The 26395-nt window shown below is 62.2% G+C and carries 25 protein-coding genes; 14 read left to right on the forward strand and 11 right to left on the reverse strand.

The window, feature by feature from the left end; genetic code table 11:
• The 7 genes from mdcA to mdcH are packed head-to-tail and all read left to right on the forward strand — an operon-like array spanning position 1 to position 6294.
• On the forward strand, positions 1-1671 hold the full coding sequence (mdcA, locus tag M0D66_RS24545) for a malonate decarboxylase subunit alpha (protein ID WP_093647527.1): 1671 nt from the start codon (positions 1-3) through the stop codon (positions 1669-1671).
• Between the two features lie 2 nt (positions 1672-1673).
• The gene (locus M0D66_RS24550) at positions 1674-2669 is read left to right on the forward strand and encodes a triphosphoribosyl-dephospho-CoA synthase (RefSeq protein WP_266211773.1); all 996 of its coding nucleotides are present in this window, start codon (positions 1674-1676) and stop codon (positions 2667-2669) included.
• The gene (locus tag M0D66_RS24555; RefSeq protein WP_093647522.1) at positions 2657-2971 is read left to right on the forward strand and encodes a malonate decarboxylase subunit delta; all 315 of its coding nucleotides are present in this window, start codon (positions 2657-2659) and stop codon (positions 2969-2971) included. The genes M0D66_RS24550 and M0D66_RS24555 overlap by 13 nt, the downstream gene beginning before the upstream one ends.
• Positions 2968-3852: a biotin-independent malonate decarboxylase subunit beta gene (locus M0D66_RS24560; protein WP_266211774.1), complete on the forward strand. Its 885-nt coding sequence runs from the start codon at positions 2968-2970 to the stop codon at positions 3850-3852. Before M0D66_RS24555 ends, M0D66_RS24560 begins: the two co-directional genes overlap by 4 nt.
• A complete protein-coding gene (mdcE, locus tag M0D66_RS24565) occupies positions 3849-4664 on the forward strand; it encodes a biotin-independent malonate decarboxylase subunit gamma (RefSeq protein WP_200620818.1) in 816 nt (271 codons plus the stop codon). The genes M0D66_RS24560 and mdcE overlap by 4 nt, the downstream gene beginning before the upstream one ends.
• Complete coding sequence (locus tag M0D66_RS24570) at positions 4664-5356, forward strand: malonate decarboxylase holo-ACP synthase (RefSeq protein ID WP_200620819.1); 693 nt, start codon at positions 4664-4666, stop codon at positions 5354-5356. Before mdcE ends, M0D66_RS24570 begins: the two co-directional genes overlap by 1 nt.
• Positions 5356-6294 (forward strand): malonate decarboxylase subunit epsilon, encoded by a 939-nt coding sequence (gene mdcH / locus M0D66_RS24575; RefSeq protein ID WP_266211776.1) that lies wholly within the window; start codon positions 5356-5358, stop codon positions 6292-6294. Before M0D66_RS24570 ends, mdcH begins: the two co-directional genes overlap by 1 nt.
• A gap of 32 nt (positions 6295-6326) precedes the next feature.
• On the opposite strand, the gene M0D66_RS24580 is transcribed toward mdcH, so the two are convergent.
• Positions 6327-7265, reverse strand: coding sequence for a LysR family transcriptional regulator (locus tag M0D66_RS24580; RefSeq protein ID WP_200620821.1), 939 nt, complete (start codon positions 7263-7265; stop codon positions 6327-6329).
• Between the two features lie 174 nt (positions 7266-7439).
• On the opposite strand from M0D66_RS24580, the gene M0D66_RS24585 reads away from it, so the two are divergent.
• Together M0D66_RS24585 and M0D66_RS24590 are read left to right on the forward strand one after the other, a co-directional pair.
• Positions 7440-8219: a putative hydro-lyase gene (locus M0D66_RS24585; RefSeq protein ID WP_200653399.1), complete on the forward strand. Its 780-nt coding sequence runs from the start codon at positions 7440-7442 to the stop codon at positions 8217-8219.
• Between the two features lie 76 nt (positions 8220-8295).
• Positions 8296-9597 carry an MFS transporter gene (locus M0D66_RS24590; RefSeq protein ID WP_200653398.1) on the forward strand — a complete coding sequence of 434 codons (1302 nt, stop codon included), beginning with the start codon at positions 8296-8298 and terminating at the stop codon, positions 9595-9597.
• A gap of 6 nt (positions 9598-9603) precedes the next feature.
• Here the strand turns inward: M0D66_RS24590 and yjfF are convergent, their stop codons facing one another.
• The 5 genes from yjfF to M0D66_RS24615 all read right to left on the reverse strand — a co-directional run bounded on the left by yjfF (position 9604) and on the right by M0D66_RS24615 (position 15493).
• Positions 9604-10704, reverse strand: a complete 1101-nt coding sequence (gene yjfF, locus M0D66_RS24595) for a galactofuranose ABC transporter, permease protein YjfF (protein WP_200620824.1) — start codon at positions 10702-10704, stop codon at positions 9604-9606.
• The gene (locus M0D66_RS24600) at positions 10701-11732 is read right to left on the reverse strand and encodes an ABC transporter permease (protein ID WP_256457854.1); all 1032 of its coding nucleotides are present in this window, start codon (positions 11730-11732) and stop codon (positions 10701-10703) included. The genes yjfF and M0D66_RS24600 overlap by 4 nt, the downstream gene beginning before the upstream one ends.
• Positions 11729-13339 carry a sugar ABC transporter ATP-binding protein gene (locus M0D66_RS24605; protein ID WP_266211778.1) on the reverse strand — a complete coding sequence of 537 codons (1611 nt, stop codon included), beginning with the start codon at positions 13337-13339 and terminating at the stop codon, positions 11729-11731. Before M0D66_RS24605 ends, M0D66_RS24600 begins: the two co-directional genes overlap by 4 nt.
• A gap of 209 nt (positions 13340-13548) precedes the next feature.
• Positions 13549-14535 (reverse strand): ABC transporter substrate-binding protein, encoded by a 987-nt coding sequence (locus M0D66_RS24610; protein ID WP_154565790.1) that lies wholly within the window; start codon positions 14533-14535, stop codon positions 13549-13551.
• 358 nt (positions 14536-14893) lie between these two features.
• Positions 14894-15493 (reverse strand): alpha-ketoglutarate-dependent dioxygenase AlkB, encoded by a 600-nt coding sequence (locus tag M0D66_RS24615; RefSeq protein WP_266211780.1) that lies wholly within the window; start codon positions 15491-15493, stop codon positions 14894-14896.
• A gap of 144 nt (positions 15494-15637) precedes the next feature.
• On the opposite strand from M0D66_RS24615, the gene M0D66_RS24620 reads away from it, so the two are divergent.
• Complete coding sequence (locus tag M0D66_RS24620) at positions 15638-16222, forward strand: malonic semialdehyde reductase (RefSeq protein WP_266211782.1); 585 nt, start codon at positions 15638-15640, stop codon at positions 16220-16222.
• A gap of 23 nt (positions 16223-16245) precedes the next feature.
• Here M0D66_RS24620 and M0D66_RS24625 read toward each other — a convergent pair whose 3' ends face one another.
• Positions 16246-16575, reverse strand: a complete 330-nt coding sequence (locus tag M0D66_RS24625; protein WP_093647496.1) for a hypothetical protein — start codon at positions 16573-16575, stop codon at positions 16246-16248.
• A gap of 367 nt (positions 16576-16942) precedes the next feature.
• On the opposite strand from M0D66_RS24625, the gene M0D66_RS24630 reads away from it, so the two are divergent.
• Positions 16943-18106 carry a metallophosphoesterase gene (locus M0D66_RS24630; RefSeq protein ID WP_266211793.1) on the forward strand — a complete coding sequence of 388 codons (1164 nt, stop codon included), beginning with the start codon at positions 16943-16945 and terminating at the stop codon, positions 18104-18106.
• A 129-nt stretch (positions 18107-18235) separates the two neighbouring features.
• Here the strand turns inward: M0D66_RS24630 and M0D66_RS24635 are convergent, their stop codons facing one another.
• A complete protein-coding gene (locus M0D66_RS24635; RefSeq protein ID WP_266211784.1) occupies positions 18236-18760 on the reverse strand; it encodes a hypothetical protein in 525 nt (174 codons plus the stop codon).
• Between the two features lie 662 nt (positions 18761-19422).
• On the opposite strand from M0D66_RS24635, the gene M0D66_RS24640 reads away from it, so the two are divergent.
• The gene (locus M0D66_RS24640; RefSeq protein WP_093647540.1) at positions 19423-20130 is read left to right on the forward strand and encodes an MgtC/SapB family protein; all 708 of its coding nucleotides are present in this window, start codon (positions 19423-19425) and stop codon (positions 20128-20130) included.
• Between the two features lie 163 nt (positions 20131-20293).
• Positions 20294-20548 carry a GlsB/YeaQ/YmgE family stress response membrane protein gene (locus M0D66_RS24645; protein WP_028197420.1) on the forward strand — a complete coding sequence of 85 codons (255 nt, stop codon included), beginning with the start codon at positions 20294-20296 and terminating at the stop codon, positions 20546-20548.
• Between the two features lie 65 nt (positions 20549-20613).
• Here M0D66_RS24645 and M0D66_RS24650 read toward each other — a convergent pair whose 3' ends face one another.
• The 3 genes from M0D66_RS24650 to M0D66_RS24660 all read right to left on the reverse strand — a co-directional run bounded on the left by M0D66_RS24650 (position 20614) and on the right by M0D66_RS24660 (position 24873).
• Complete coding sequence (locus M0D66_RS24650; protein WP_266211794.1) at positions 20614-22128, reverse strand: acetyl-CoA hydrolase/transferase family protein; 1515 nt, start codon at positions 22126-22128, stop codon at positions 20614-20616.
• A gap of 192 nt (positions 22129-22320) precedes the next feature.
• On the reverse strand, positions 22321-22536 hold the full coding sequence (locus M0D66_RS24655; RefSeq protein ID WP_200622978.1) for a hypothetical protein: 216 nt from the start codon (positions 22534-22536) through the stop codon (positions 22321-22323).
• A gap of 168 nt (positions 22537-22704) precedes the next feature.
• On the reverse strand, positions 22705-24873 hold the full coding sequence (locus M0D66_RS24660) for an FUSC family protein (RefSeq protein WP_266211795.1): 2169 nt from the start codon (positions 24871-24873) through the stop codon (positions 22705-22707).
• Between the two features lie 202 nt (positions 24874-25075).
• Between M0D66_RS24660 and M0D66_RS24665 the strand changes: the two genes are divergently transcribed.
• Complete coding sequence (locus M0D66_RS24665; protein ID WP_266211787.1) at positions 25076-26077, forward strand: LysR family transcriptional regulator; 1002 nt, start codon at positions 25076-25078, stop codon at positions 26075-26077.
• Positions 26078-26395: the final 318 nt, after the last annotated feature.

A 26395-nucleotide genomic window follows, 5' to 3' on the forward strand; every position in this document is an offset into this window, starting at 1 on the left:
ATGAACCGATCCGCCGAAGCCACCGAAGCTTCCACCACCGCACGCTCCTGGACCACGCGCCGCGACGAAAAGAACCGTCGCCTCGCGGCCATCGCACCGTGGCTGGAAGACGGCGTCCTGCCGACCAACCGTATCGTCGACGCCCTCGAAACATTGATTCAGCCGGGCGACCGCGTCGCCCTCGAAGGCGACAACCAGAAACAGGCCGACTTCCTGTCGCGCGCGCTCGCCAAGGTGGATCCGCAAAAAATCCACGACGTGCATCTGCTGATATCGAGCATCGGCCGTCCTGAACATCTGACGCTGTTCGAGCGCGGCATCGCGCACAAGGTCGATTTCTCGTTTGCGGGGCCGCAGAGTTTGCGCGTCGCGCAACTGCTCGAAGACGGGCAACTCGAAATCGGCTCGATCTACACGTACGTCGAGTTGTACGCGCGGATGTTCGTCGATCTCACGCCGCACGTCGCGCTGCTGTGCGCGGAAAAAGCCGACCGTCACGGGAATCTGTACACCGGTCCGAACACCGAGGACACGCCGACCATCGCCGAAGCCGCCGCGTTCCGGCACGGCATCGTGATCGTGCAGGTCAACGAGATCGTCGATGAACTGCCGCGTGTCGATATTCCGGGTTCGTGGGTCGACGTGGTCGTAGAGGCAGACAGGCCCTTCGCCGTCGAGCCGCTCTTCACACGCGATCCGCGCCATATCGGTGACCTGCAGGTGCTCACCGCGATGATGGTGATTCGCGGCATCTACGAGCCGTACGGCGTGACATCGCTCAATCACGGCATCGGCTTCGATACGGCAGCGATCGAATTGCTCCTGCCCACCTACGGCGAATCGCTCGGTCTGAAAGGCAAGATCTGCCGCAACTGGACGCTCAATCCGCACCCCACCATGATCCCCGCGATCGAATCCGGTTGGGTCGACAGCATCCATTGTTTCGGCAGTGAGGTCGGCATGGAGGCGTACATTGAAGCGCGCCCTGACGTCTTTTTCACCGGCAACGACGGCAGCCTGCGCTCGAACCGTGTGCTGTGCCAACTGGCCGGTCAATACGGCGTCGATCTGTTTATCGGCTCGACTTTGCAGATCGACGCGGACGCCAATTCGTCGACGGTCACGCGTGGGCGTCTCGCCGGTTTCGGCGGCGCACCGAATATGGGCCACGATCCGCGCGGCCGGCGTCATTCGAGCGAAGCATGGCTCAAGCTGCTGAAGGATCAGGGTCCGGTGTCGCGTGGACAGAAGCTGGTCGTGCAGATGGCCGAAACCTACAAGAAAGGCGGCGAGCCGACTTTCGTCGATGAACTCGATGCGGTCGCGGTCGGCGCGAAGAGCGGCATGCCGATCGCGCCCGTGATGATCTATGGCGACGACGTGAGCCATGTTGTCACCGAGGAAGGCATCGCGCATCTGCACAAAGCCGAAGGGATCGATGAGCGGCGTGCAGCGTTGGCCGCAGTAGCCGGTGTCACGCCGATCGGGCTGCGCGCGAAGCCGGAGAAAACCGCCGAATTGCGCCGGCGTGGCATCGTCGCGTATCCGGAAGATCTCGGCATTCGACGCGGTGAAGCGAAGCGTTCGTTGCTGGCCGCACGCAGCATCGACGATCTGGTGACGTGGTCGGGTGGCCTGTACGAGCCGCCGGCCCGCTTCAGGAGCTGGTAACGATGGCGCCCGCTGTTTTGCTCGAGTGCGAGGCCGACGCCATGCCGGAGGCGAAGGCGGAACTCGCGTCCCGTGCTGCCGTGCTGACTGAGAGAAGTACAGGGACGGTAGAAAGGCCGGCGCTTAGGGTACGGGCAGCACCATCCGATGTGCAGCTCGCGCGCTTCGCGGTGTCCGCACTCATCGAAGAAGCACAGCTCACGCCGAAACCCGCGCTGGTCGACCGGCGCGGCAGCGGCGCGCATCGCGACCTCGATCTCGCCACCATGCTGCGCTCGGCGCACGCGCTTGAACCGACCTTCGCAGCGCTCGCACGCACAGCGCGCCGCCGCGCTGAACCGTCCGCGCTATTGCGTGCGGAACTCGCGCAAATCGGCCGCGCCGGCGAGCAGGACATGCTGCACGCCACCGGCGGCAGTAACGCGCATCGCGGTGCAATCTGGATCGTCGGCCTGCTGGTGGCCGGTGCTTCGATGTCAGGCAGCGCCACGCGTCTGAACGCGTCGTATGTCTGCATGCTCGCCGCACAAACTGCCTGTTTCCCCGATCGTTTCGCCGCCCCCGCCGATAGTCACGGCGAGCGTGCGCGGCAGCGCTATCAGGTCGGCGGAGCACGTCGTGAAGCACAAGACGGTTTCCCGCATGTCATCGAGATCGGCCTGCCCGCTCTACTCGCAGCGCGGGCCAGAGGCGTCGACGAAAACGCCGCGCGCATCGACGCCCTGCTCTCGATCATGGTGTCGCTCGACGACACCTGTCTGCTGCATCGCGCGGGTTTGCCCGGTTTGCACGCCGCGCAACACGGCGCGCGCCGCATCCTGCAAGCCGGTGGGAGTTCGACGCCGGATGGGCACGCCGCCCTCGTGGCACTCGAACACGCTTTGCTGTCACTCAATGCATCCCCTGGCGGCGCAGCCGATCTGCTCGCCGCCACCCTCTTTCTCGATATGCTGGCGCATCGCGACGCCGGCGGGAGCTCAGCCTCATGGAACATCTGACCTTCGACTATCCGGCGCAACGCGCCGTCACGACCCGCGCGCATGTCGGCGTGGTCGGTTCGGGCGATCTGGAAGTATTGCTGTCGCCGTCAGAAAAAAGCGCTGCCCTGAGCGCGCATGTGGTCGTGCGAACCAGCGTCGACGGCTACAGCCACATCTGGAAGAGCGTGCTCGACCGCTTCTTCACGCGCTACGACGGCGCAGCGCAAATCGAAATCAACGACTTCGGTGCGACACCGGGCGTCGTCGCGCTGCGGCTCGCGGAGGCCATTGAAGCGGCGGAACAGGGAGACGCCGCATGAGCACTGTCGCCACCGCACACCCCGCGCCGATGCTGCGCGAAAGCTTTATCGAACTGTCCGCTCGCGAACGCGCCCGCTCGCTGCTCGACGCCGGCACGTTCCGCGAACTGCTTGGACCATTCGACAAGATCGAATCGCCGTGGCTGCCGCTGCAAGGTGTCGTCTGCCAGGCGGATGACGGCTGTGTGATCGCGCGCGGCACCATCGACGGCGAGCCGGCCGTGGTCGCTGCCATCGAGTCCGCGTTCCAGGGCGGCAGCATCGGCGAAGTGTCGGGCAGCAAGATCGCCGCCGCGCTCGACATGGCCTTGCGCGACTGCGAACGCGGCAAGATCGTCCGCCCTGTCGTGCTGTTCGAAACCGGTGGCGTGCGGTTGCAGGAAGCTAACCTCGGCCTCGCTGTGATTGCCGAGATTCAGGCCGCGATCGTCGCGTTGCGGCGGTATGTGCCGGTGGTCGGCGTGATTGCGGGGATGGTTGGCTGCTTTGGCGGTATGTCGCTCGCGGCGGCCTTGTGCTCGTATCTGGTCGTGACGAAGCAGGGACGGCTCGGCATGAACGGCCCCGAAGTGATCGAACAGGAAGCCGGTATCGAAGAACTCGACGCGAGCGATCGACGCCGCGTGTGGCAACTGATTGGCGGCGAACAACGGGATGCGACCGCGCTCGCCGATCAACTGGTCGACGACGATGCCGACGCGGTGCGCGCCGCCGTGCAGTCCGCGTTCATTCAAGGGCTGCCGGCTGCACATCGCAGCGAACAGGTCGACGTCTTTCTCAACCGTCTCGCGCGAATCGACCCGGCCAGCGTGACGCCGGAAACGATGCGTGACGTGTACAACCCACATGCGCAGAACAACGCGCGCAAGGAGCAGGCATGAGCGATGCCACCCTCAGCCGCGGCGCACGCTGGTTCCACGCACTTGCCGGTGAAACGTCCGGTAAAGCGCCCGTATGGAGCGGCGACGCGTCGCTCGGCGGCGAGACCGCGCACTTCATTGCGGTCGTCCCCGACCCCGACAATCGCTTTCCGCGTGCGACCGATAACGTCGTCGGTCTCGAACAAGGCTGGCTGCTCGCACGCGCTGTACGCGAGGTCATCGCGCAGGACAAAGTGAGCGGTACGCGCCGCCCGATCGTCGCGATCGTCGATGTGAAAAGCCAGGCGTACGGTTACCGCGAAGAGATGCTCGGCGTTCACCTCGCCTGCGCCGCCGCGGTCGATGCGTATGCATCGGCGCGCGATGCCGGGCATCCCGTGATCGCGCTGATCGTCGGGCCGGCTATGTCGGGCGCGTTCCTCGCGCACGGCTATCAGGCCAACCGGATCGTCGCACTCGACGCGCCGGGCACGATGGTTCATGCAATGGGCAAGGAAGCAGCCGCACGCGTTACGCGGCGCACCGTCGAAGCACTCGACGCGCTCGGCGAAACCATTGTGCCGATGTCCTACTCGATGGCGTCGTTCGCCAAGCTTGGCCTGCTCGATCAGTTGATCGAAGGCATCGACGCCGACGCGCCCGATGCCGCGCAAATCGAGCGCGTGCGTCAGGTGTTGACCGAACAGATCCGCAGCGCGCGCGCTGGCGGCCGCGATCTGTCGCATCGCCTGGAATCGGCTGCGGCTCAAAAGAATCGCGCGGCGTCGATCGAAGTGCGGCGGCGTCTCGCCGAACAATGGGATGCCGTGTAATGCAGGTCTGCGCAGCGCCGCCGTTTGCAGCCGATCACGCGCTGTCGTTCGACGCGCGCTGGCAGCCGCATGATCTGCTGCGCTTGCACCGCTTGCCACAGTTTGACGGCGAGCCGGCATGGGTTCGTCGGGCTTTCGAGCGCGCGCCGTATGCGGTTGTGCGACGCGCACTGGCCGCTGACGGCTTCGTGGCGATCGGCTTGCGCGGTACGGAGCGATCGCAGCGTTACGGCACGTGGGTGCACCGGGACGATATTGAAATCGCCGTGCCGCCGGAAGCGTTGGCGCGACGCAGCCCGCTTGCGTCGCGCAATGCGTTGCCGACTTTCGCGACCCTTGCTGCACTACGACGCGACACGGCCGGTGCATTGGTCGGATTCGATTGGGGCCCAACCGGCAGCGCAGGTTTTGAGCTGGCAACGCAGACTCCCACGGTCACGTTCTCGAGCGATCTCGATCTGCTGATTCGCGCGCCGGATAAACTTCCGCGTCACGCCGCCATTCAGTTGCTGGACTATCTTCAAGCGACCGCGCAACGCGCCGGCATTCGTGTGGATGTGCAACTGGAAACGCCCGCAGGCGGCGTTGCGCTGGCCGAGTGGGCAGCGGACAAGGCACGTGTAATGGCGCGCCATGCTCGCGGGCCGCAGCTGGTTAGCGATCCGTGGGCGCCCGTTCACGGCAATCCCTGATGCTGGCCCTTCTGTTTCCCGGCCAGGGCGCGCAGTCGGACGGATTTCTGCACCGCCTGCCGCAGCATCACGCCGTGACCGGCACACTCGAAGAAGCGTCTCAGGTGCTCGACATCGACGTACTCACCCTCGACACGCCAGACGCCCTGCGCTCAACCGTAGCCGTTCAGATCGGTTTGACAGTCGCGGGCGTGGCGATCACGCGGGCACTGGCAGAGGAAAAGCTCTTGCCGGAGATCAGCGCGGGTTTGTCGGTGGGCGCGTACGCGGCGGCGGTCAGTTGCGGCGCGATTCACTTTGGCGACGCGTTAAAGATGGTTCGCAAACGCGCCGAGTTGATGGAGACGGCGTACCCATCCGGCTACGGTCTCGCGGCCGTGTCGGGTTTGACCGAGCACCAACTGGAGACACTCGCCACGCAACACGCGGATGCGGGCAATCAACGTGTCTACGTTGGCAATGTCAATGCGCCACGTCAGATCGTCATGGCGGGTGCGAATAGCGCGCTGGACACCTTCATTGAACGCGCTTTGGCGGCAGGCGCACGCAAAGCCGTCCGTCTTGCGGTAAGCGTGCCGTCACATTGCGAACTGCTCGCACATGCCACGGACGAACTCGTTGCGTACGCAAAAGACGTCCCTTTCCAGACGCCACAGGCTACCTATATCGGCAATCGCGGCGGCCGCCCGCTGTACACAGCAGAGGCCATTCGCGACGATCTCGCGACCAATATGCGTCACACCGTACGCTGGTTCGATGCGCTCACCGTGATGCAGGAAATGGGCGCCCGCGTGCTGATCGAAGCGCCGCCGGGCCAGGTGTTGACGGACATTGCGCGCGATAACTTTCCGGATACCACCGCGCTTGCCGCAAGTGCCTTTTCGTTCGACAAGCTGGTCGCCACGGCGCGTAGGCGACTCAGCATGGATGGACTTTAAGACGCGGCCATTCGGCCGACTCGAGCCCCGCCTCACCGCCTCTCAATCAACTGCCGCCCCATCGCCTTCGCATACTGATCACACGCGTTGCGTGCAACGCGTGATGCCGCTAGCACGCCAACGTCGGCGTCGTCGCGGTAGATCATCGCAACGTCGATCGGCGGCGGCAGCGGACGCACCTGCAATTGCCCCAGTTCGCCGCTGCTCAGAAACGGCTCGACGAACAGCGCCGGCACCGCCGCAACGCCATAGCCATCGCGCAACAGTTTCACGATCACCGCAACCGATGGCATACAGGTCACCTGAGTATCCGCAAGCGGCACGCCGGCGCGCTTCGCGAGCATCTCCACGATCGCCTGCACGGCGACTTGCGGCGCGGTGCCACGGCCGAACGTCAGCACGGGTTTCTGCAGTACCGTCTGCACGTGTTTCGCGCGACTCGCCGGAATCAGATCGTTGCGCGCGATCCAGCGCACCGGATAGCTCGCCAGCAAACTTGAAACGATCGACGCTTCCTGCTCGCCGGTTTCCTCCACCTGAATGACGAGATCCAATTCGCCCGCACGCAAACGAGGCCCAAGCACGGCGCTCGAGTCGACGGTCAGGTCGACGACGATGCGCTTGTACTCGACGTTCAGCATCCGGATGTAGTCCGGCAGCCAGCTATGCACCACCGTTTCGATGACGCCGAGCCGAAGCCGCTTCGTCACCTGGGTTTCGTCCTGTGCGGCCAGTTGCAGCGAGCGCGTGGCCTGCACCACCGAGCGCGCATGCGCGAGCAGCCGCTCGCCATGCGCCGTGAGCTGGAACTCGGTGGCGTCGCGCTCGATCAACTCGACGCCTAACTCGGCTTCGAGCGTTTTGATGCGTAGCGAAATCGCGGCGGGCGTGGCGTGCATGGCAGCGGCGGTCGCGCGAAAACTGCCTAGACGAGCGAGCGTCAGAAACGTTTCGACAAAGCGGGTATTCATTGCATTAGCTCTCCCAACAGCGACCCGAAAGACTCGATCATCGCCGCAAAATCGCCGACGACGCTGTTAAGTTTAATTTAACGAAACACAAGAATAACTCGCTGGAAGGATATTTTTGGCGTTACTAATCTGGCTCCCATCGGTCACCCGGACCTAGCTGGAGTCAAGCCGTTCATGTCCTACACGCCATCCGAGTTTCGTCAGCAGATTCGCAGCCGCCGTCTTTCCGGGCCGACCGCAGGCTACTGCGGCGACTATGCGCAAGCCAATCTCGCGATCCTGCCCCGGCAATACGCCGACGACTTCCTGCGCTTCTGCACGCTCAATCCAAAAGCTTGCCCGTTGCTCGGCATCGGCGAACCCGGCGAATGGCGTGTCCCATCGCTCGGCGCCGATCTCGACATACGCAACGACGTCCCCGCGTTTTATGTGTACCGCCACGGCGAACGTGCCGAAGAGGTGTGCAGCCTCGACGAACTGTGGCGCGACGATCTGGTGGTGTTCGCGATCGGCTGCTCGTTTTCGTTCGAAGAAATGTTGCGGCGTGAAGGTATTCCGCTGCGTCATATCGAACAGCAGGTCAATGTACCGATGTATCGCACGCGGGAACGCAACGTGGCTGCAGGGGTGTTCGGCGGCAATCGCGTGGTCTCAATGCGACCGATGAAAGCCGCCGACGCAATCCGCGCCATCCAGATCACCAGCCGTTTTCCCGCGGTACATGGCGCGCCGGTTCACATCGGCGATCCCGCGCTGATCGGCATTCGCGACATTACGCGGCCCGATTTCGGCGACGCAGTCGAGGTGCGTAGCGACGAGTTACCGGTGTTCTGGGCCTGTGGCGTCACACCGCAAGCCGCGATAGAAAGCGCGCGTTTGCCGTTTGCAATCGCGCACAAGCCGGGACACATGCTCGTCACCGACATTCCCAACACCACGCTGGCGATGCTCTAGCCGCGGCGTTATTTGAGTTGTCCCACCCCAAGCCGCGCACCAAGACGCGGCCACTGACTACGACCGGAGCCCAGCTATGAAAACCGAAGCGCAGTTGACCGCAGACGCCGAGCGCTACAGCGCGCCCGGCACAGGTAAAAACCCGTTTGCGTGGTATCAGCAGATTTCCGTTAGCGAGAAGCGTGCGTTCTGGAGCTGCAAGATCGGCTACGTGCTCGACGCAATGGATACGCAATTCCTGAGCTTCGTGATTCCGACGCTGATCGCGACATGGGGTATTACGCGCGGCGATGCGGGTCTCATCGGGACGGTCACGCTGCTGAGTTCCGCGCTCGGCGGCTGGGCGGCCGGTGTGCTGTCGGATCGCATCGGCCGGGTGAAGACCTTACAGATCACGATTCTCTGGTTCGCGGTTTTTACACTGGCTTGCGCGCTGGCACAGAACTTCTCGCAGTTGCTGTGGGCGCGTGGACTGATGGGGCTCGGCTTCGGCGGCGAATGGACGGCGGGCGCGGTGCTGATCGGCGAAGTGATCCGTCCGCGTGACCGCGGCAAGGCGGTGGGTCTCGTACAGGCAGGCTGGGCGATCGGCTGGGGCGTGTCGACGCTGCTGTTCATGGCCGTGTTTTCATGGATACCGGCCGATTACGCGTGGCGCGTGCTGTTCGCGATCGGTATTGCGCCGGCACCATTCGTGATCTGGATTCGCCGCTTCGTTGAAGAGCCGGAGGTGCATCGGCAGCAGAAAGAAGCGCAAGCCGCGGCACAAACGCGTCCCTCGCTGCTCGACATCTTCCGCCGCGATATCGTCTGGACGACGCTGCGTGCGTCCATTCTCGCGACCGGCGTGCAAGGCGGCTACTACGCGGTGACTACCTGGCTGCCGACGTATCTGAAGACCGAGCGGCATCTGAGCGTGATCGGCACCGGCAGCTATCTTGGCGTGGTGATCGTCGGCTCGTACTGCGGCTATCTGACGGGCGCTTACGTCAGCGACAAGATCGGCCGCAAGCGCGCGTTCATCACGTTCGCGCTGGCCTCGTGTGCGATCGCATTGATCTACACGCAACTGCCGCTCGATAACCTCACGATGCTCGTTCTCGGCTTCCCGCTTGGCTTTTGCGCGTCCGGCATTTTCTCGGGGATGGGCGCGTTCCTCACCGAGCTGTTCCCGACGCGCATTCGAGGCTCCGGCCAGGGCTTCTGCTACAACATCGGGCGGGCGGTCGGCGCGACGTTTCCGTTCCTGATCGGCTACGTCTCGCAGACCATGACGCTTGGTCACGCGATCGGCGTATTCGCCGCCGCGGCTTACGGTATCGTGATCCTCGCCGCGCTGACGTTGCCGGAAACCCGCGGGCGTGAACTCAGCACCTAAGCCGCGCTATAACGCCTGCTCTGGGGCGCGTCCGATCACGTGGGAATCGGACGTCGCTGGTGCATCGCCGCGACCGTGCTCACGGCCTGGCGTCACAACAGCACCGGTGCCACCCGGACGCCCCACCGATTTCGCATGCCGCTCAATCAGCCGTTGCAGCAGACAGAACGCGCACAGCAACGCACCGATTACGATGCGGGTCCACCATGAACTAAGCGTGCCGTCGAAGGTAATCAGCGCCTGGATCGTCCCCAGAATGCCGACGCCGAACAGCGAACCGATCACATAGCCGACACCACCCGTCAGCAAGGTTCCGCCGATCACCGTCGCCGCGATCGCGTCGAGCTCCATACCCTGCCCTTGCAGGCCATAACCCGATAGCACGTAGAACGTGAACACCGCGCCGCCGAGCGCCGAACAGAACCCACTCAGCGCATACACACCGATCCGCGTGTGCGCGACCGGCAAGCCCATCAGCAACGCCGAGCGCGGATTGCCACCAATCGCATACACGTTGCGGCCAAAACGCGTGAAATGCGCGACATAGATCGCCGCGGCAAGCGTGACGAGGGCGATCAACACATTGGCCGTCACCGAACCGACGCCGATGTTGAGCCGAAACGCGGAAATCTTCTGGAACGTCGGATCGTTGATGGTGATCGACTGCGTCGTGATCAGAAAGCACAAGCCACGCGCGAAAAACATGCCGGCCAGCGTAACGATGAACGCCTGCAAACGGAAAAAGTGAATCAGCGCACCCTGTACCGCGCCGAACACCGTGCCCATCAGCAACACGATCGGCACGATCACCCAGACCGACAGATGCATGTGTTCGGACAACACCGCTTCGACGATGGTGGTCAGCGCCACCACCGAGCCGACTGACAGATCGATCCCGCCGGACACGATCACAAACGTCATACCGATTGCGACAATCAGCAGGAAGGCGTTATCGACCAGCAGATCGAGCAGCACTTGCCACGAGAAAAAGCCGGTGTACATCACCGAGCCGAAACCGAACAGCGCGCAAAACAGCAGGACAGTGACGGCGATCGGTAAGGTGCGCGGATCGACGATATGAGCCCAGGCCTCGAGGAGTCGTCTCATCGCGCCACCCCGCGCTGCCTGAAGAGCGACATGGCGAGCGAGCGCGCCGAGGGCGACTGGATCACGCTCACCGCCAGCACCACGGCCGCCTTGACGACGAGCGTCGCTTCCGGCGGCACGCCGATCGAATAAGTCGTATAGGTCAGCGTCTGGATGATCAACGCACCCAGCACGGTGCCGGCAAGACTGAAGCGGCCGCCGAGCAGCGATGTGCCGCCGAGCGTCACCGCCAGAATCGCGTCGAGTTCGAGCAGCAGGCCCGCGTTATTGCCATCGGCGCTGCGCACGTTCGAGCTGATGAGGATGCCCGCCATCGCGGCGGTCAATCCCGAGAAGCCGTACACCGCGAATACCAGTGCTTTCGAGCGCAGGCCGACGAGACGCGTCGCCACCGGATTGACGCCGATCGCGCGAATGAAGAGCCCGAGCGCGGTGCCTTCAACGAGCCCCGCGGTGGCCAGCACCGCAACGCTTGCGATCCACACCGAACACGGCACGCCAAGCCAATACCCACCGCCGACGAACAAATAGCCCGCTGCGCCGATCGGAATGATCTGCCCTGCCGTCAGCAATTGCGCAATGCCACGGCCGGCGACCATCAGGATCAAGGTTGCGATGATCGGCTGCATGCCGACGAATGACACCAGCAACCCGTTCCACATGCCGCTCAACACACCGACGATCAGCGCCGCGACCAGGGCCTGTGCGATCAATGCGGCGCTCGGCGCGGCTTGCGTCGCGAGTATCGTGGCCGCTGCGGCGCCGGCGATCGCGACCACCGCGCCAACCGAAATATCAATGCCGCGCGTGGCAATCACGAGCGTCATGCCGGTCGCAACCAGCACCAGTGGCGCAGCGCGATTCAACACGTCGATCGGCGCGCCGAACAGATGGCCGTCGAGCATCCTCAAAGAAAGAAAATTTGGATTCACCAGGAGGTTCAGGGCGCACAGGAGCACCAGCGTGACGCACGGCCAGATCAACGGGCGCTCAGCCCCATCGCGCACGAACCAGTTCGATAGCTTCATTCGCCGCTCCCCGCGATGAGTCGATAAATGTTGTCTTCATTCGAAGCCTTGCCGGCCACTTCAGCGATCTTGCGACGGTCGCGCAGCACCGCCACGCGATGACTCACACGCAGCACCTCGCTGATCTCCGACGAAATGAACAGGATGCTCAGACCGTTCGCGCACAGCGCTAGCAAGCGGTCCATGATGTCGAACTTGGCGGCGACGTCAATGCCGCGAGTGGGCTCGTCGAGAATCAGGAGTTTGGGATTCGTGGCGAGCCAGCGCGCGAGCAGCGCTTTCTGCTGGTTGCCGCCGGAGAGCAGCCCGATCGGTTGTTCGGCGTCCGCTGCCTTGATGCCGAGGCGTTCGATCCACATGTCCGCGATTTCCTGCGCGCGATGCCGCTTGATCTTGCGCAGCCAGCCGCGTCGCGCCTGCAGCGCCAGCAGAATGTTCTCGCGGATCGACAATTCGGCGACGATGCCCTCTTTCTTGCGGTCCTCCGCGCAATAGCCGATGCCGTGGCGCACCGCATCCCGGGGCGAACGCAGCCGCACAGGCCGGCCTTCGATCAGGATCGTGCCGCTGTCGGCGCGATCTGCTCCGAACAACAGCCGGGCGGTCTCCGTGCGGCCCGAGCCTAGCAGGCCGGCCAGGCCCAGGATCTGGCCCGGCTGCACGTCGAGGTCGATCGGCTGCAACGTGCCGCGCCTTCCGACGCCGCGCAACTCGACGAACGGCTGAACCGCGTCCTTGCTCTCTGGCCCTTCCTGAACAGCGTGGCCGTCATGTGCCGCCTCGCGCAAGCGCGCGCTCATGCGCTCATGGCCGACCATCTTCGCGACCAGTTGATCGGCCGGCAAATCACGTGCGAAATATTCGCCTTCACGCTCGCCGTTGCGCATTACCGTGATGCGATCGGAGATGGCATAGGTCTGCTCGATAAAATGCGTAACAAACAGAATGGCGATTCCCGATTGTTTAAGATGCCGAAGTATTTTGAAAAGCTGTGCGACTTCGCCGTCGTCGAGACTCGAGGTCGGCTCGTCGAGGATCAGCACACGGGCGTCGACTGACAGCGCCCTCGCGATCGCCACCATCTGCTGCACGGCGATCGGATAGGCGTCGAGCGACCGGGTGACGTCGAGCGTCACGTCGAGACGGGCAAGCGCTGCCTGCGCGCGCCGCTTGATGTCGGGCCAGTCGATCGCGCCAAAACGCTTCGGCTGCCGGCCCGCAAAGATGTTCTCCGCCACCGACAGGTTCGGGCACAGGTTCACTTCCTGATACAGCGTGCGCACGCCGGCCGCTTCCGCTTCCTGCGGCGACGCGAACGCGACGATCTCGCCACCCAAGCGGATCGTGCCGGCGTCAGGCGCGACTACACCGGTCAATACGTTGATCAGGGTGGATTTGCCGGCGCCGTTCTGCCCCATCAGCGTGTGAATCTCGCCGGGGAACAGGCGAAAGTCGACCTGTTGCAGCGCTTTCACGCCCGGGAACGTCTTGCTGACGCCGGTAGTGGCCAGAATGGGTTCGAGTGCATTCGCGGCGGCGCCGTCGCGAGCGTCGCCTGTGACGGCCTTCATGGCCGGCGGATTGGGTTCCGATGCGGGATGCGTCATAGACCTCGCTCGATCGGCGGTGCATTGGTCGGATGGGCTCAGGCTGGCTCGGTTCGGCGCGACCTGATTCGGCGGAAAAGAGACCGCCCGCTGCCGAAGCAGTCAGGCGGTCAGGCACCACTGGAGAAACCCGTACGATCTGTCCGTACTTCGCTTATGTTCTGCCTCTATCGTATGGATGGCTAATCAATTAGCCATCACACTCCGCCTCAGTACTTGCGCGTCGGCAAAGTCTGCGCCGCGACGCTCATCGGGAAGACCGTCTCTTCCGTCAAGATGCGCTTGGGCAGCGGCTTGCCGGCCACCACGTCCTTGACCGCCGACATCAGTTGCGGCCCCAGCAGCGGACTGCACTCCACATCGACATTCATCTTGCCCGCGGCCATCGCCTGGAAGCCGCCCTTGGTTGCATCGAACGAGACAACGGTGATGTCCTTGCCCGGATGCATGCCGGCCTCTTCCATCGCCTGGATGGCACCGAGCGCCATATCGTCGTTATGCGCATAAACTACATTTATTTTATTTCCATAAGTTTTTATAAATGCTTCCATCACCTGCTTGCCGCCGGCAAGTGTGAAGTCGCCGCTTTGCGACGCAATGATCTTGAATTTGGGATCGCTCTTGATCACTTCGATCAGGCCTGAATGCCGGTCGTTGGCCGGCGCCGAGCCGACCGTTCCCTGCAGTTCCGCGATGTTGATCGGGCCCGGATCATTCTTATAGTGATCGGCCAACCAATGACCGCCGCGCCGGCCCTCTTCCATGAAGTCCGAGCCGATCATCGTCACGTACAACGACGTGTCTTTTACGTCGATGTTGCGGTCCGTCAGGATCACAGGAATTTTTGCGGCTTTAGCTTCGCGCAGCACCGGCTCCCAGCCGGATTCGACAACCGGCGAGAACGCGATCACGTCGACTTTCTGCGCAATGTAGGAGCGGATCGCCTTGATCTGGTTTTCCTGCTTTTGCTGGGCGTCGGAGAATTTGAGCTTGATCTTCGCATCCGCCGCCGCGGACTTCACCGATTCGGTATTGGCGGTTCGCCATGCGCTTTCGGCGCCGACCTGGGCGAAGCCGAGGGTGATCTGTTTGTCCTGCGCGTATGCGCCCGGCGCTGTCAGCGCCAGTGCGCCGATGCTCGAGCAAAGCGCGAGCGCGCCCAACGCACGACATGCGGCGCGTCGTGTATTCGCCATGACTGTCTCCTGATCGTTGTTGTGTCGGCGATCCATCGAACCCGTCCGATGTTTGCGGCCCTCACGGTGCGTGGATCGTGATGTAGCGTAGTGTCTGGGGCGTTAACCGTCCAATCATATGATTCGCGTCGGCGATACCAATTCTGGTATAGCGGGCGGTATCGGCAGTAGCCGTGGACGTGGGCAATGCTGCGGGGTTCGCTCGAACATCGGCGATGACTGAACGTGGCGTTGGCGATGCTTTTTATGCGCTTAAGTGCTCGATGCGGCTTCGGGCCTGGCAGCGAGTGGGTGCAGGGGCTTTGGGGGTTCCGGGCTTTCGGACCAGAAGCGGCGCAGCTAACGGCTACCCCGCAAGTTAGCGAGTTGCCCCGCGCGGCGTCACCCAGCGAAACGTCAGATTGATCCGCTCGCCGGCCACGCGCGGCTCCTTCGGCACGCGATGCCGCCAGTCGGCCTGCGTGTTGCCCTTCATGACTAGCAAACTGCCGCCTTTCAACGAAAACGACTGCACGGCGCCTGTCTTGTTGTGCCGCAAGTCGAAAGTGCGCGCGACGCCTAAGCTGATCGACGCAATCACCGGCTGGGCGCCGAGCTCAGGCTCGCGATCCGCGTGCCATCCCATGCTGTCAGTGCCGCTGCGGTAGCGGTTGATCAACACGCTGTTAAAGCGCGCGTGGCAAGCTACTTCCGCGGCGATCCGAAGTTCGGTGACAGTCGGGGTCCACGGTTGTGGCACGTTGCGAATGCCGGAGTAAACGTAGACTGCATCCTGCTCACCCTGCCAGGCCGTCAGCCGCGGCAGCGGCACGCGCCCGGCTGGCGTGCCCATCATGTCCTGACGCCACTCCACTTCGTCGATGAGTTGTGTTAAAGCGTGCGCCGCGGCCTCGGGCGCGAGCCACTCGGGATACCAGTCCACGTCGGGCGCTGGAAGGTCATCGAAAAGGTCCACCATGAAATTGCCTGAATGCGATTGCGCGTGCGATACATGCGCGAATTAGAACCTTGGCTATTATGGCGGCAATGACGACAACGCTCACGCCTGTGGCTTGCGCTGTCATCCGGATTTCTAACTCCACTACTTCAAGAGGCTACCACCATGATTCTTCCCGATCAGGCTCTCGATCAGCTCTTTCGCGAAGCGCGCACGCATAACGGCTGGCAGGCTAAAGCAGTCGACGATGCCGTGCTCAAGCAACTCACCGAGCTCGTGCTGCTTGGTCCGACCTCGGCCAATTCGAGCCCCGGCCGCTTCGTCTATGTGAAAACGCCCGAAGGCAAAGAAAAGCTGCGCCCAGCTTTGTCGGCGGGCAATCTCGAGAAGACGATGGCGGCGCCGGTCACGGTGATCGTCGGGATGGATATGGCGTTTTACGAACATCTGCCGAAACTGTTTCCGCATGCCGACGCGCGCAGCTGGTTCGCCGGCAACGACAAGGCGATTGCGGATACGGCCTTTCGCAATTCGACGCTGCAAGGCGGCTATCTGATTCTCGCCGCGCGCGCGCTCGGTCTGGACACGGGTCCAATGTCGGGCTTCGACGCCGCCAAAGTCGACGAGGCCTTCTTCGTCGGCACAACCGTGAAGGCGAACTTCCTGATCAATCTGGGCTATGGCGACCCGTCGAAGCTGTTCCCACGCAGCCCGCGCTTCTCCTTCGACGAAGCCGCCCAGATCGTCTGACAGCCCTCAGGCCGCCGGTGCGTTTATCTGAGGAGCGCCACGTAGAACACCACTGCGCCGATCACCGCACCGATAAAGCAAAAGCCTTCATCGGCGTCGTCGCCACCCGAACGTAACCACGCGCCGACGACGCCGAACAGCCCTGCGATGCCGAGTGCAACGCATACCATCACAACGTCGAATAGCGCGTTTTTGCCCAGTTCGGAGAAGTCGATGTCGCGCACGCCGAAGTACAACGCGAGCGCCATCAGCGATATGCCCACCAGCGGCAGCATGACGTGGCTGCCCTCTCGTCCGACGTGATGTCCATGAAGTCCGTGGCGTACGTGATGGCCCGATCCAAGCAGTTTCATGATGCGCCTCCTGCCTCACCCTCAACCGAGGACAAAACGAACCGCCGCTGGGCCGCGATGGCCCTTAGACAAGCCGGTTCTATTTGAGAATAGTGCACGCGAAACACAATTCAAAGCCCATTTAATTAGAGCGTCGCTGCAGTTCAGACAACGGCATGCGACAACGAGAATTGCTGCGTTGCGGTATCCGCTTGCTGCATCAAACACGGACTTGGTCGGCCAACCCAAGAAGCAATTCTGGCGCCGTCGGCAAGGGGTTGCACATGCCGGTAGAATGATCCGGCTCGTCCGCTATTTCATGCTTGCGGTTGGCGAGCCGCCGCCGTTGCTCCGCTCGTGCCGGCCCCTTCCCGCCCCTATCCTCTCTATGCGCCGCTCATCGTTTCTTGTTCGCTTCATCCTGATTGGGATCCTGCTGCATATCTACGTCGGTTTTCGACTGATTCCCGACATGCCGGTCAGCGTCACCGGCCGGTGGCTGTGCGCGTTGTGGCTGGTGCTGTCGATCTTTCTGATCCCGCTCGGCATGCTGGCGCGCACCATCAAACAGCAGCCGCTCAGCGACCGCCTCGCGTGGGTCGGCCTGCTGGCGATGGGCTTCTTCTCCTCGCTACTGGTTCTGACGTTCGCGCGCGACCTGGCGCTCGCCTCACTGCTCACCGTCGATGCAATCTGGCCGAACACGATCGCAATCGCGCACTGGCGCGTCGGCTCGGCTGCCGCGGTACCACTGCTTGCGCTGCTCTCGACACTCGTCGGTCTGTTCAACGCACGGCGCCGCGCCAAGGTCGTGACGATCGAGGTGCCGATCGACGATCTGCCGCCGGCACTCGACGGTTTCACGATCGTCCAGATCAGCGATATCCACGTCGGCCCGACCATCAAAGGCCGTTATGTGGACGCGATCGTCGACGCGGTGAATCGTCTGAAGCCGGATCTGATTGCCGTCACCGGCGATGTGGTGGACGGCAGCGTGCCGCAATTGACCAGACACACACAGCCCCTGTCGCGACTCAGTGCGCGTCACGGCGCGTTCCTCGTGACCGGCAATCACGAGTATTACGCTGGGGCGAACGCCTGGATCGATGAATTCCGGCGCCTGGGCTTAACCGTTCTGCTTAACGAGCATGTGATCGTGGACCACGACGGCGCGCGCGCCGTGATTGCCGGGGTGACCGATTTCTCAGCGGGCCATCATGATCCATTGCATCGTAGCGACCCGGTTGCGGCCCTCGCAGGCGCGCCTGGCGATGTGCTGATCAAAGTACTGCTCGCACACCAGCCGCGCTCTGCAGAAGCCGCCGCAGCAGCAGGTTTCACACTGCAGCTATCCGGTCACACACATGGCGGTCAGTTTTTCCCATGGAATTTCTTTGTGCGTTTGCAGCAGCCATTCACGGCTGGTCTCGCACGGCTGAACGGCCTGTGGGTCTACACGAGTCGCGGCACCGGCTATTGGGGACCGCCGAAGCGCCTGGGGGCCCCCTCTGAGATCACACGATTGCGCCTCGTGCCGGGCGAGCCCGACTAGGGCACTGGGCTGGAGTGCCGAATAACGCCACATAGAAGTCATACTGGCTTGCATCGCAAAAGAAAAACGCGGACGTCCGCAAAGGACATCCGCATTTCGGCACTGGCGCACTATTTCGGCCAGTTTGCGTTACTGAGCAGGCGCGACGGCCACGCTGACCTGCGGCGCGTACGCCACCGACACCTGCATACCCGGCGTCACGCCGGCGACCTTTGCCGGCTCGCGGCCCTGGATATGGAACACCGTGCCATTCGGGCCCTTCAGGGCCATGATGCCGGAGGCATGATCAATCGCCTGAACTTCGGCGGTCACGTTCTGCACGGTGTTCTGCTGTACCGGCTGAACAGCCGCGCCGTGGCCGTCAGCACCGCGCGTTACGCTGACCATGGCGTTGCGCATCATCCGGATGTGGACCTTGCCACCCTGCTTGATCTGCGCGAGGTTGCTCGTATCGGTGATGTTGAATGAAGCCTCGCCACCCTGTGCATCGAGCACGGTCACCGATTGTTTTGCCTGATCGATCGACTTCACGACACCATCCGCCTGCAGCGTGCTGCTGCCTTCAAACGGCGCGGGCAAACCGGCGGCGAACGACACGAGCGGAGCCGCAGCAATCAATGCGCCGGCAATAACGCCGAAAGCTTTTTCTTTCATACATTCCTCAATTGGGTGAACAGCGGAAAAGAGACGACGTGGTGCAGATCGGATGCGCAAAGTACCGCACAAGGGCAACCGAAAAAATCTAGGCGAAATCCTTGGAAGTGAAACGCGGATTGAGCACCAGAACCACACCACGTGTTTCGAAGTGTTCGAACAGTGTGTTTTCCGGGATGGACCTCGTCAATATTCGGAGTCCGTATTTATGCGAGGAAAATTCTGATCTTACCGAGGAAGATTCAGCAAGTGACGCACAACGCATTCCGCCACCCTGCCTCATCCCGGCTTGACTTAACTTTGCAGAGCTGCCTAAAATTCGCCCAGTTCATTTAACCGGAATCACGATCTTGGACAGTAGCAGTAGTACCAGTCGAGCTTCGATTCGCCCGATCGCCTGATCGGCAAGATTTCCGCGTCAGCCTTTGCCCTGTCGCCGTCTTGCCTTCGGGCCCGACGGTGCACGTCGCTTTTACCCTCTTGCTGCCAGTGAAGCGCCGCATGGCCCGATGCGTTGCGCACGCTCCATGACTTTTGCGTCCCGAGCCCCGGCTCGCATGCCTTGTCACGCCTGATCGCGTTCGCGCTTCCCCTGCGGATACGTGATGCTGTCACGCGTAGGGTTCACACTGTGCGAACACGCGCCTCAACCTTTCTTAACGATGACAATTGAATTCGTCTTGCGGCTCTTTGCCGCCTTCAGTTGCGGGGTCGCGATCGGCCTCGAGCGGCAGATGCGCCAGCGCAACGCCGGCCTTCGCACCATCACACTGGTCGCCAGCGGTGCGTGCCTGTTCGTCACGCTCGGCGTGCTGACCGGCAACGGCACCGCCGGTATCACCCAGATTGCCGCGTATGTCGTCTCCGGCGTCGGCTTTCTCGGCGGCGGCGTGATCATGCGCGACAAGGGCTCCATTCAGGGAATCAACACCGCCGCGACCTTGTGGTGCTCGGCGGCGGTCGGCGTATTGTGCGGTGCGGGGCACTACGGCCCGGCCCTCGCCGGTACCGCGGTCGTATTGCTGACCAATACGGTGCTGCGTGAAGTGAGCCGTGCCATCAACGCGGCGCCCGTTTCGGACGCCGACCTCGTGCGCGAGTATGTGCTGACGATCGTTTGCCGGGAGGCCGATGAAATTCACATTCGCACCGCGGTGTCCAACTCAATGTATTCGACACCGCTGTCGTTCCAGAGCCTGACGAGCGAAGACCTCGAAGACGATACGGGACGCATTCGCGTTACCGCAACATTGAAGCTGCATCCGAAAGATCAGCCGAAGCTCGAACAGATGGCGAGCCGCATCAGCATGGAAAAGAGCGTATCGAGCGTGAGCTGGACGGCTAAAGATGCGGAGCCGACGCCGGAGTGAGTCGCCGTGTGTAAGCTCCCCCATATTCGCGCGCATCGTCTACACTTAGCTTGCAATAGATTCAGACAATGTTAATTCCGCGTCCTGAATATGGACTGTCCCATAACCTTCGACTAAGCTCTGTCACCGTGATTTTTTCACACTCAACCATGGAGTCTCGAATATGGAACACGGCATCATTGCATGGCTCATCATCGGCGCGATCGCCGGCTGGCTGGCCGGCGTGCTCGTCAAGGGCGGCGGCTTCGGTCTGATCGTCGACATCATCGTCGGGATTGTCGGCGCATTCATCGGTGGCTGGCTTGCCGGTGTGTTGCACATTTCGCTCGGCGGCGGCTGGATCGGTTCGATCATTACCGCTGTGATCGGCGCCGTTATTCTGCTGTTTCTTATCCGGCTCGTCCGGCGCGGCACCTGAGCGCAGCACCTGATGTCTTACGGCGTCGGGAGCGAATGCCACCTGACGCCGGTTTTATTTAGTATTTAGAGAGGCGCCTCTACTGCCGGCAACATCGAGCCGGTATCACGCAGCCGCGTATGCCAGGTGAAAGCCTGGTCCAACCGATGCGGCGTTTGTCCACCCCATTGCAAGGCATCCCGATAGTAGTCGCGAAGCAGATCGCGATAGAGCGGATGCGCGCAGTTTTCGATGATCAGCGTAGCGCGTTCCCGCGGCGCCAATCCGCGCAGATCGGCCAGACCCTGCTCCGTCACCACCACGTCCACATCGTGCTCGTTGTGGTCGCAGTGCGGCACCATCGGCACCACACTCGAAATACGGCCGCCCTTCGCCATCGACTTCGTCGCAAAGATCGCACATGACGCATTGCGCGCGAAATCGCCCGAGCCGCCAATGCCGTTCATCATGTGCGTGCCGCCGACGTGCGTGGAATTCACATTGCCGTATATGTCGAATTCCAATGCGGTATTCAACGCGATCAGACCGAGCCGGCGAATCACTTCAGGATGGTTGCTGACCTCCTGCGGGCGCAGCACCAAACGATCGCGATAGCGCTCGAGTTCACCGAACACTTGCGCCTGACGCGCGGCCGACAACGTGATCGACGCACCCGAGGCGAACGTCACCTTGCCGGCGTCCATTAGATCGAAGGTCGAATCCTGCAGTACTTCTGAGTAAATTTCGAAGGCGCCGAAAGGCGAATCGACGAAACCGGCCAGCACCGCATTGGCAATCGTGCCGATGCCAGCCTGCAACGGCGGCAATTGCGGGGGCATGCGCCCAGATGCCACTTCGTGCCGGAAAAATTCAATCAGATGGCGCGCAATCAGTTCGGTTTCCGCATCCGCGGGCAACACCGTGGACGGACTGTCCGCCTTGTCAGTGATCACAATCGCCGCGATTTTCTCTGGCGGAATTTCGATGGCATGCGTTCCGATGCGGTCTTGCGGGCGCACGATCGGCAGTGGTTCGCGATTCGGCCTGCGGCCCGGAATCCAGATGTCGTGCAGTCCCTCGAGGGCGAGCGGCTGGGCGAGATTGATTTCGACGATGACCTTGTCGGCGAGGATCGCGAAGCTGGCCGAGTTGCCGACTGAAGTGGTCGGCACAATGCCGCCGGTTTCGGTGATCGCGGTGGCTTCGATAATGGCAACGTCAAGTTTGCCGAGCTGATTCGCGCGCAGCATCTCGACGGTTTCGGACAGATGCTGATCGACGAACATGACTTCGCCGCGGTTGATCGCATCGCGCAGAGTCTTGTCGACCTGAAACGGCAAGCGGCGCGCCAATACATGCGCCTCAGTGAGCATGCGATCCACGTCATGACCGAGCGATGCGCCGGTCATCAATGTAATTTGTAGCGGCTTGCCTTCCTGACGGACCCGCTCGGCAAGTGCGACCGGAACAGCTTTGGCGTCGCCCGCGCGCGTAAAGCCGCTGGCGCCGACGCGCATGCCGTCCTGAATCAGAAGCGCCGCCTCGGCGGCTGAAGTGATTTTTCCGCGCAACGCGGAGCAACGAATCCGGTCCTGGTACATGAAATTGAGTCTCTCCATATTCACCCGTCCAGTCTACCGGTGCGCACGTCTGCGGTGTGCTTCGCTCAGTAGCCAGTTTGTCGCACCAGCCGCGGCGTCTCGATGGGACGGCGTCGCGGCCAGGCGCTTCGTCGCGTGCAACATTCTCGCGACAGGTCTTACAGGTACTGCTGGTGTTGCGCGCGGCGCTGCTTAGCTGCCGAAGAAAATATTGCAGAAACTCACGGGCCCTACGCACTCTTCAGCTTTGGCCTTCGGTACTGCGACGCGGCGTTGCTCAGCGACGCTGTTCGCGCGCGGTGCATTCGCCTGTGCGACCTGTTCTTCCTGGGTGGCAGGCGCCGTCTGTGCATGAGCGACAGCAGCGGACAAAGTGCAGGCAATCAGGGCAATCTTCAACACATTCATTTCGTTCTCCAGTTCTTACGATTCCGTCCCACAGGGAGTCCCTTTTGGGGACTGCGCGGCGGTGAAGAAACTATATGACTGCCACCTACACAGATAAACGGGGCTGGACAGAAGGGACCTTTCCATCTGGCAGAAGGATCGAGGCGCACGCCCGATCCGACGCACGGGTCAACGCGTATTGAAAGGCGCGTCTTCGTCGAGCAACGCCGTGCGGATGAAATGCAGGCAACTCAGGATGCGTTGCAGATCGTGTCGCTGGCCGCGGTCGGCGTGGACGGTTTCCAGCAGGTCCTGCGCGATCCACGTGGCCGAGCGCACGGATACGAGCGCGCGCTCGAGAGCACGCACGTCCGGTCGCGCAAAGAGCCGCGCGAGGTCGTCGCAAGTTCGGGTGAGACCGCTGTTCCAGTGCGGATGAAGGGCCTGCACGTAGCCCGCACGCGCCACTTCGTTGCGCAGATCGATCACGGCGTGCCCTACTTCAAGGGTGACGAGCATCCAGCGCAACGCGTCACGGCGTCGGGAGCGCCGCGTCAGCAGCATGCGTAACTGCGAGGCCAGATCGTGAGTGCTCGACTGAAAGCGCTGATTGAGTCCGGGCAGTTCGTCCTTGCACGCAGACACGACTTGCGCGCGCAAATCGCCCTTGATTCTCTCCGTGAGCCACGGCATGTTCGCGGGGAACACCACTGAGAAAACGATCGCTGCGAGCAATAGCGACGCCGTGATCGCGATACCGTTGTTGATCAGCATATCGGGCGCATACGTGACGACGTTGTCCGGTCCGGCAAGCAGGCAGAAGAACACCGAGAAACCGATGCCATACCCCGCCGAGAGTTTGCGCGATGCGATGAAGGCGCCGAGTGCAAGCACCGGAGCGAGCGTTGCGCAAAGCAGCGGAAAGCCGTCGATATTCGGATACACGTCGCACGTAAAAAGGTAGCCGGTCATAGTCGCCAGCACTGCACCGACTGCCATCTGCACGGCCATTTTCGATGCGTTCGGCGTGGTCGACGTCAACGCACAAACCAGCGCCGCGCCGATCACTGCGAGACCACCACTCGGCCAGTCCGTGGCAATCCAGAACCAGCTGACGATCGCCATCGCCGCCGCCGACCTGGCAAAGGTAAACGCGACCACAAAGCCGTTCGTTCTGCTCACGTAGCAGCCGGCAGTACGCTGCCCGGCTCCCGGTTTGTGCCGCGCCAAAGACGCGTAAGTCTCTGAGTAGCGGATCCATTCATCGACAAATCGATATAGCAGTTCCGTGGCTGTGTCGAAGTCCGCTAGCGATTCGGCGGGGGCGGCTTCCAGTGGCCGTCTCGTTTCGCGCACGCGTCTTGGCAAGCTCGCCTGAAAGAGCCGCAAACCAGCGGCTACGTGCGCTGCATCGGCATCTGCATCTGCAGACCCGGTGGATGCCAACAGTGCCGACAGCTCGCTGAAGTACGGCGTGATGGCATCGACCTTCCCGCTCGGGCCGCTTACGTGCAGACGTTTGAGCAACTGGTGCAGCGCATGCAGCCGTGCACATGCGTCCATAAACTCGCCGTTCAGACGACCGAGATGCTGACTGCGCGAACGCATGGCCGGATCCTCGAAGGCAGCAAATGTTCGCGTCGCTTCAAAGCCGACGATCTCGTCGACGAGGTCCGCAAAGCGCCGCTCAAATTGGCAACGGTCGATTCCGCGCCCCAGCACGTCAGCAGCGAACGCAGTAAAATTTGCATATCGAAGATGAAGCGCGCGCCGCAGTGCAAGGCTGGAACGCTGCGGCACGAACAGCGCGCTGACTGCGCTCGAGCACACGATACCGACCGCCACCTCAGCCGCGCGTGTGAGCGCGGCCAGAAACAGGTCGTGCGGCGCCGTGACATTCGGAATACCGATCAGAGTGGCGGTATAACCTGCCAGCACAAAGCCATACCATCTGAAATGCCGATACCGGACCGCTGCCGCGATACAGACGCTCACCCAGCCGATCATGCCAAGCATGTACAACTCGGGCTGCTGGACGAACAGCGCGCCGAGCACCAGGGCAGCGACCGTCCCCACCGCGGTGCCGAGAATACGGTAGAAACTCTTGGCGAGCACCATCCCACTGAACGGCTGCATGAGCACGAACACCGTGGTCATCGCGATTCGCGGCTGCTGGAGATCCAGCAACATGGCAATGCCCAGCGCCAGCAAACCCGCAGTGACCGTTTTCAGCAGATGCAGCCAGATCAGACCGTCGCTGTTCGCCCAGTCGCGAACGGCCGGACTGAGCGCCGGCAATATGACGCGCCACTGCCGGCGAGGATCCACCGTGGACTTGATCGCATGTTGGCGTCTCATCATCAGAAAGCAACGCGTCCCGGTTTGTCGCTAAAAGAAACCCCGGTGAACGCTGCGCACACCAGCAGGCAAGGCGCCGATTGTAAGAGCATGCGCTGCGCGTATTAATAGGACGGGCGCGGAACGTCCCTTCCAGAATGAACAACAATGGGCTTGCGGGACAGGCGGACAATACGGCTTCTGCCGTGAAATAGAAGGATCGATGGATACGCTACAAAATATGCGAGTGTTCGTGCGCGTGGTTGAAGCCGGTAGTTTTACCGCCGCCGCGCAGTCGCTCAATTCGACGACTGGCGCGATGTCGCGTGCGGTCTCCGAACTCGAAGCGCATCTGCGTACGCGCTTATTGAACCGGTCGACACGCAGGCTCGCGCTCACCACAGCGGGGGAGCGTTACCTGAAACGCTCTCAGCAGATCCTTGCAGATGTCGACACGGCGGAAGAAGAAGCAAGCTGCGCCCACGAACGCCCTGCCGGCGCTTTGCGGATGCACAGCTTTGCCAGTATCGGCCAGCATTACGTGCTGCCGGCCATCTCCCGGTATCGCGCGCTTTATCCCGAAGTGACCGTTGAATTGACGTTGTCGCAGCGCATGCCCGACCTGTTCGAAGGCAGCGCCGATGTCGCTGTTATCGGCGCCTCGACTCTGCCGAATTCTGACCTCGTTTCGCTCCCGCTTGGTACAACTTTCAGCATCTTGTGCGCATCGCCTGCTTACGTGCGCGCTCATGGCGCGCCGCAGAAGCCTAGCGACCTCGCGCATCACGAGTGCCTGATCTTGCACACACCAGCATTTCCGGCGTACGAATGGGTGCTCGATGGCCCCAACGGCAGCGAGATGATGGAAGTGAACGGACCCGTGCAAGTGAATATTGCGGAATCGCTGATCGTCGCGATTCGCGAGGGAATGGGCATTGGTATGGTGCCGCTCTATGCGGCGATTGCCGGGCTGCGTGACGGGACGTTAGTCCGCGTGCTGCCTGAATATACGCTGCAGAAGATGAATGTGTACGCGCTGTATCCGTCACGCAAGTTCGTCGATGCGAAGACGCGGACGTGGGTTGAGTTCCTACGCACGCATCTGCCGAAGGTGATTGCACGCGACGAGGCGTTACTTGCGGAAGTTGGTCAGATGGATGCAACCGATGACGCGGTGCCTGTTCGTGCGGCCAGCATTGATGGTGGGGACGTCGCTGCGCACTGACGCAGATTTCTAGCTGAATAACTGGCCGCGCCTGAGCAAGGTAGTAGCGCGGATAACGAAATGGCGTGCCATTGACAATGGCATCAATGGCTCGCCAGATAGCGGCAGTCTGTTTGATCGGGAGGAACTGGAGAAGTCCCGGCGCGAGCATGGCATCGTCGTCGTGATGACTCGACTGGAGGCAGAAGACTCGTTCTGCCTCTGCGTTTCGTGCCGTAAACGCAGAAACCCCACCTTTGTGGGGTGGGGTTTCTGGACTTGCTGGGGAGCCTGACGATTACCTACTTTCACACGGGAATCCGCACTATCATCGGCGTG

Source organism: Paraburkholderia sp. SECH2, from assembly GCF_030464795.1.
Lineage (GTDB): Bacteria > Pseudomonadota > Gammaproteobacteria > Burkholderiales > Burkholderiaceae > Paraburkholderia > Paraburkholderia aspalathi.